Raw genomic sequence first — 6,272 nt, forward strand, 5'->3', positions numbered from 1 at the left:
GTCATTGCCGTTCTTGTGCGGTGACGAATTCAGCGGTGTGTCGGATCCGGGTTGCCGTCTGCCGGGGGTCGGTGGATCCCGCGGCAAGCAGCATCAGCTCACCGAGGTAGCTGGCGAACATCACCTGCGCACCGAGCCGGGCGTGGGCGTCTGGCGTTCCCGCGTTCACCATCGCGGCGCTCAGATTGCTCTCGGCCAGCGTGCGCAGTGAGCCGAGGGCCGCCTTCTCGGATCGGCCTCGGGTCAGGGCCCGGAAGTACGCGCGCGCGAGTTCCTCGTTCTCGGTGAACAGGTCGAGGAACGGGGCGAAGTAACGGGACAGGTAGTCGACCGCGGAAGTGGTCGACTCCGCCGCCGGTGGCGCGGGGATGCGCGCCGCGATGGCCTGGTCGTAGACCAGGCTCAGCAGGGACTCCTTGTCCCCCACCGCCATGACCGCACCTACGGAAACACCTGCCTCCGCGGCGATCCGACGCACCGTTGTGCCGTGGAAGCCATGCTCCTGGAAGAGCCGTGCGGCAGCCTCGGTGACGCGGGTGGTGGTGTGTCGTTTCTGTTCAGCACGAGTTGGCTGAACATGTTCAGTGAACATGTTCAGAATATAGGAGGCGCAGTTGCGCCGACGCAACCGTGCTGGCCGGTACGGTTCAGAACAGCGGCCAGCAGCCGCTCTCCGCTGTCGTCGCCACGACGGTCGCGATCAACGAGGGGCAATGTGCACTGCTACCTTCGGTTTTTCTTCAGCTACGGCGTCTCGGACACTCCGTTGTGGCCCAACGACGTCGACAGCCCGTACGGCTACCCATGCGATCTGCAACGGCTGCCGATCAGCCTGGCCACCCGGACCGAACTGGTCCGACTGTGCGAGTGCTACCAAGCGTCTCTCGACTGGGACAATCCTGGCGGTCCGTCTCCGTGGCCCGAGGAACAATGGGAGCTGTTCGAACAGCAGGCAGATGCCGCACTCGCCGCTCTGCAACACGAGCTGGGCGACGGTTGGGTAGTCATGGACCGGCGCTCCCGACACCGGTGACCCATACAGCGGGTCAAGTCATCACAGGACAGCCCCCGTCTCGTCGTGACGGCCTGGCTGGTCGGCGTCCCGTCCGTGGTGTGCGTGGCCAGCACGATCGTGCCGATGACCCAGGAGGTCACGACTCCCTGAGGCGCGCGACGAACGCCGCCCACGCGGGCGCGGCGAACGTCAGGACGTCACCGGAGGGGACCTTGCTGTCGCGCACCGGAAGCCCTCCGGGGACGCCGTCCCCGACCTCCAGGCAGTCGCCGCCGTTCTGATTGCTGTAGCTCGACTTACGCCATCCGACCTCGACACAGTCGCCGTTGTCGTTGCTGTAACTCGACTTCCGCCACTCAGTCTTCGTCAGCTCGGTCCCGACCATCGCTGGTACTCCTCTGCCGCCTGCTGGATCATGTCGATGGACGCCTCGGGAGAGAGGGCCTTCGCTCGCACCAGATCGTAACGAAGCCCGAACTCCGCGACTGCTTCCCGCGCTTCGGTGAGGTGACCGGAGTCCACGCCTTCCGTGTACGCCATGTCGGAGTCGTCGGCGAACGAGAGCATGGTCAAGGAGCCTCCCGTGGAGGCATGTGCCCCGACACTGAATGGCAACACCTGAACGATCGCGTTCGGTTGCTTAGCCATCCGGACCACATGTGCCAGCTGCGCCGCCATGATGCGCGGCCCACCAATGGCTCGTCGCAGGACGGCTTCGTCCAGCACCGCCCAAAACAGGGGTGCCTTCGACCCGTTCAGGATCCGTTGCCTGGCCAGCCGGGCCACCACCATCTCCTCGACCCGGTCATCGGTGAGCCGAGGCTTGGTTCGAATCAGCTCGCGTGCGTACTCCTCCGTCTGCCAGAGGCCCGGCACGGTCTGCACCATGTACTTCTGCATCTTGGTGGCTTTGGGTTCCAGCTCCATGAAGCGCCGGACGTAGTCCGGGAACACGTTGTGGTACGCCGCCTCCCACAGGCGTTTGAGGAGACCGCCCGCGCCGAGCGCCTTGTCCAGCGCCACGATGAAGATCTCGCTGGGGAACTTCTCCGCCCGCTCGACTCGGCTGAGATACGTCTTGTCGCACGCGGCGATCTTGGCCACGTCGTTGAGGGACAGCTTCAGCTCCTCGCGGAGCCGGCGGGCCTCGTAGCCCAGGAGGCTCCGGGGGGTGAGGGGCGGGATCACATCGCCGTGCCGCTGGTCCATCGGCCACTCCTTCGATTGCTTGCCGCATGGGCAACGTCAAACCCCTGCCCAAGCTAGTACCGGAGGGTCATGCTGGAGCCACTTTCCGTGAAAGCCAACTCGAAGGGGAACCAGCCATGACGACGACCGTCGAGCGACTCAGGGATGCGGAATCGGCCGCCGAGGAGGTGCGGGCCGCGCTGGCGGAGGTCGGCGTCGTGCTGCCGTCGCTCCGCGTGGACCTCGCGTCCTGCACCGCCGAGGCCAACCGGCCGCTCGTGGACCTGGGTTGCTGCAATCTCGCGATGGCCCGCAAGCTGGCGTCCGTGCTCCGGGGGTGCGCCTGATGGCACCCGACCGGCGGCCGTCGCTGGAGGCGCTGCTGCGGCAGGCCAACGCCATGAGCGACCGCAACCGACGTCACGCGCTGGGTGGTTACCCGCTGCTCGGACGTTCGCTGCTGGTCAGCGAGCCGGACCGGGCGGCGGACGCACCGGCGATGACCCACCGTATAAGGTGCGACACCTGCGGCCAACGGTCGCCGCGCCACGTCGAGTTCGGGCGGGTGCAGGACTGGCAGCTGCGGCACGCGGCCGCCAATCCGACGCACCACGGCTACACGGAGACCCTGACCCGGCCCTGGGTCGTCTCGCCGAGGCCGTAGGTGGAGCTGGGAGGAAGAAGCCATGGTCGGAGGGATCGACGGACTGCTCCGTGAGGTGAGACGCCTGACGTCCGGCGGGTCCGAGCCGGGTGCCGGCGGAGTCCTGGAGTGGCTGCACCGGCAGACCGGCGCGCAGGTCGGCCTGATCGCGGAGGACGACCTCGGCGTGCTCGAATCGTCCACCGCGGGTTTCCCTCGGGAGATCCTGCCTCCGCTCGCCCCGCTGCTCGCCCGATTAACCGGCGGGCAGGTCGCCGCCGCGGCGACCAGGACCGGCGCCTGGCACGTGCACGCCGAAGCCCTCGACGCGCACGACGCGCGCCTGGTACTGGTGACCGCCGGCCGGTCGCCGCTGAGCCAGGAGACGGTCGCGCTGGCCTCGCACACCGGTAGCGTCCTCACCCTCCTGCGCCGTGCCGAGGACGGCGAGCGGACCTGGCACGGGTACCGGCACAAGGCCCGTCAGGTGCGGTTCGCCGTGTTCTCGGCGTTGCTCGCGGGGGATGTGACGCTGGCCCGCCGCATGACGACCGGTGGCGTGCCGCCGTTGCTGGAGACGGATCGGCTACGGATCCATCTGCTCCACTGTCCGCCGCCGCAACGCGCCCGGGTCGAGCGGGCGTTCCAGGATCCCTCCGGCTATCACGGCACGGATCTGATGGTCGAGTGTCCCATCTTCCACGAGCATCTGATCTGCCTCATCGCCGACGCCGCCGACGGTGGGGCCGGTGGCCACGGCGAGGCGCTGCGCCGCCTGGCGCGGGACACCCCCGGGTACGCGCTCGGCATCAGCGGCCCGCATCCGCTCGGCGCGACGGCCAGCGCTTACAGCCAGGCCGCCCACGCCCTGGCCGCCGCCCGCGCCACGTCCAGCCGGGTGGTCTCCCACCAGGGGCACACGGATCTGGAGCGGGTGCTGCCCCGTGGGCCCGCACTGGCCTGGGCTCGCACCATGGTGCGTCCGCTGGTCTCCCTGCCGCCGATCACCGCCGACGTCACCCGCATGCTGATGGCCGTGCCCCGAGGCGCGGTGTCCCAACTGCTCAACATGAGCCGCAACACCGTCACCGCCCACATCAGACGAGCGGAACAGTTCCTCGACCTGGATCTGGCCGATGTCCGCTCCCGGGCCACCCTCCACCTGGCCTTCGTTCTCTCCGCTTCCGCCGGCGGACCCGAGCCCGACGAGCCGCGCACGGCCCCGGCCCTGGACGACCTGCTGCGCGGCGAGCGTCCCGTCGCCTGGGCACGGACCTTCCTCGAACCGCTGCCGGCTCCGCAACGCACCACTCTCGAAGCGTGGATCGACGCCAACACCGACGCCCAGGAGGCCGCCCGCCGCATCGGCATCAACCGCAACACCGTCCGAGCCCACCTGCGCACGGCCGAGGCCGTGCTCGGCCGTGACCTGCTGACCACCGGCGTCGGTCTCCACGACATCGTCCACGCCCTCCGGATCCACGCCGCCCGGGGTCTCTGAGCCTGGTGCACAAAACGCGCGAAGAAGTGCGCGCCGTGCACTTTGAATCGGGGACACGCCCCCTTCTACGGTCCTGCTGACGGTTCTTCTACCGCGTCGGGCACGGTCCGGCGTGGTGTCGATCACCAGGGGGCCTGATGATCAGGACGGTGTTCCGGTCGGCCGACGTGTCGGCCGACCCCGAGGTCTACCACCTCGTCTTCGTGATCCACGGCGGCGTCGAGACCAGCGTGTACCTGCTCGACGGCCCCCAGCCCGCCCACGACGTCGGCACCACGCCGGAGTTGGTGAAACTGGACGTCCCCGACCTGGGGAGGGCGGTGATCGACCTGCTCGCCACCACACTGGAGAGCAGGCCGGCGGAGACCCCCGGCCACGCCCTCGCGCTGCGCGTCCAGGCGTTCGTCCGGCACCACCTGGGCGACCCGGACCTGTCTCCGGGGACCATCGCGGCGGCCCACCACATATCCGTCGGCTACCTGCACCGGATCTTCCGGACACTCGGGCACGGCACCACCCTCGCCGCGTGGATCCGCCACGAGCGGCTCGAAGGCGCTCGACGTCAGCTGGCGGACCCCGCGTACCGGGCGGTTCCCGTGCACCGGATCGCGGCCCGCTGGGGTTTCACCGACGCAGCCGTCTTCTCGCGGACCTTCCGCGCGGTCTACGGCATGCCGCCGAGGGACTACCGGGTGGGCGCGGAGCGGATCACGGAGTGTCAACGAGCCGGGAGCTCCGGGTCAACGACTTCCGACGGCGGAACGAGGAGGCTCTGAGAGTGCCTCGGCACTCACACCAGCCATCTCCCCCCGGAAGGGACTCACCGCATGAGCCGTCATCGGTCAGGTCGCCGGCGGACCGGTTCCCGCGCGTTCCTGGGACTCGCCGCGGCCTTCGCCGTCCTGGCGAGCACTGCCACCCCCACGCAGGCGGACGAGGCCCGCGAGAAGCAACCCCCGCCCTACGCCCTGGTGCGCGAACCGCCGCCGACGAGGAACTGCCGCCGGCCGTGGAGGTTTCCGAAGAGGCCGTGACCTCGATCCGTGCGTCAGTGTCAGTGGCGCGAGCCGGCCCGCTTCGGCGGGGCTATGCGGACCCGCTGCTCGACGGGCGCGCTCTCCAGGTCGTCGAGCTGCGCCACGATCGTGGCGCGCAACTCGTCGTAGCTCTCGAAGGAGTGGTCGTGGAAGAGGGCGTGGCCCGACCACATCAGGTTGGCGCAGACCCGGGCCGGCACCCGGCCGGTCCTGGCGCCCAGGCCGACGAGGGCCACGGAGCGGATGCTGCCCGGCGCCTCGCGGTTCTTCTGGTGGATCGCCTGGAAGGCGGCGGCGCAGGCCAGGGCCACGTTCAGGGTCTCGCTGACGTTCTGCGACGACGTCTCCATCGTGGGCGTGGAGATCAGGAACCTCGGCTTGACCGCCCCGGACGGCACGCACACCGCGCTGCCCACGGGGAGGGAGCCGGCGAACCCGCTCCTGATGGCCTTCTGCACCCGCAGCTGGATGCCCGCGCCGAGGTGCCGCTTGATGACCGCGTCCACCCCGCCGTCCATCCGGCCCCGGGAGTTGGTGGGGCTGACCCAGGCGTCGACGTCCTCGGCGAGGATCGAGCCGGTGCGGATCTCGATCTCGGGGCTGTCGGCGAAGGCCGCGCGCCACGCCTCCACCACGGCGCTGTTGGTGTCGGCCAGCACCACCCTGAGCGGCGACGGCGCGTGGTCCACGGTCATGGTTCTCTCCGATCGGTTGACGGTCACTCAACTGATCACGACGCTATCGCGCGGCACTGACAGCGCATCACGGACGACGGAACTGTCAGGACGGACTGTCAGTGGGCTGGCCTAGTGTCGTGAACACCTGGCCGACCAGGCCATCCACCAGCACGGATCGCCCCTTTGGAGTCCCGCCACCATGAGCGACGAC

Annotated in this window: 8 protein-coding genes; 4 read left to right on the forward strand and 4 right to left on the reverse strand. The window is 69.3% G+C overall.

Annotated elements, in window-relative coordinates; translation table 11 throughout:
• Position 1 precedes the first annotated feature (1 nt).
• The 3 genes from E1283_RS04660 to E1283_RS04675 form a co-directional block, all read right to left on the reverse strand.
• Positions 2-592, reverse strand: coding sequence for a TetR/AcrR family transcriptional regulator (locus E1283_RS04660; RefSeq protein WP_132816575.1), 591 nt, complete (start codon positions 590-592; stop codon positions 2-4).
• A gap of 559 nt (positions 593-1,151) precedes the next feature.
• Positions 1,152-1,400, reverse strand: a complete 249-nt coding sequence (locus E1283_RS04670; RefSeq protein ID WP_132816577.1) for a DUF397 domain-containing protein — start codon at positions 1,398-1,400, stop codon at positions 1,152-1,154.
• A complete protein-coding gene (locus tag E1283_RS04675) occupies positions 1,382-2,224 on the reverse strand; it encodes a helix-turn-helix domain-containing protein (protein WP_132816578.1) in 843 nt (280 codons plus the stop codon). Before E1283_RS04675 ends, E1283_RS04670 begins: the two co-directional genes overlap by 19 nt.
• Before the next feature lie 116 nt (positions 2,225-2,340).
• Here E1283_RS04675 and E1283_RS04680 point away from each other — a divergent pair, with 116 nt between their 5' ends.
• The 4 genes from E1283_RS04680 to E1283_RS04695 all read left to right on the forward strand — a co-directional run bounded on the left by E1283_RS04680 (position 2,341) and on the right by E1283_RS04695 (position 5,123).
• Positions 2,341-2,550, forward strand: coding sequence for a hypothetical protein (locus E1283_RS04680; RefSeq protein WP_132816579.1), 210 nt, complete (start codon positions 2,341-2,343; stop codon positions 2,548-2,550).
• Positions 2,550-2,867, forward strand: coding sequence for a DUF7848 domain-containing protein (locus E1283_RS04685; RefSeq protein WP_243744592.1), 318 nt, complete (start codon positions 2,550-2,552; stop codon positions 2,865-2,867). Before E1283_RS04680 ends, E1283_RS04685 begins: the two co-directional genes overlap by 1 nt.
• A 22-nt stretch (positions 2,868-2,889) precedes the next feature.
• On the forward strand, positions 2,890-4,347 hold the full coding sequence (locus tag E1283_RS04690) for a helix-turn-helix domain-containing protein (RefSeq protein WP_132816580.1): 1,458 nt from the start codon (positions 2,890-2,892) through the stop codon (positions 4,345-4,347).
• 137 nt (positions 4,348-4,484) lie between these two features.
• The gene (locus tag E1283_RS04695) at positions 4,485-5,123 is read left to right on the forward strand and encodes a helix-turn-helix transcriptional regulator (protein WP_132816581.1); all 639 of its coding nucleotides are present in this window, start codon (positions 4,485-4,487) and stop codon (positions 5,121-5,123) included.
• A gap of 278 nt (positions 5,124-5,401) precedes the next feature.
• Here E1283_RS04695 and E1283_RS04700 read toward each other — a convergent pair whose 3' ends face one another.
• A complete protein-coding gene (locus tag E1283_RS04700) occupies positions 5,402-6,079 on the reverse strand; it encodes a macro domain-containing protein (protein WP_132816582.1) in 678 nt (225 codons plus the stop codon).
• Positions 6,080-6,272 lie beyond the last annotated feature (193 nt).

This window comes from Streptomyces hainanensis (assembly GCF_004348415.1).
Classification (GTDB): Bacteria; Actinomycetota; Actinomycetes; order Streptomycetales; family Streptomycetaceae; genus Streptomyces; species Streptomyces hainanensis.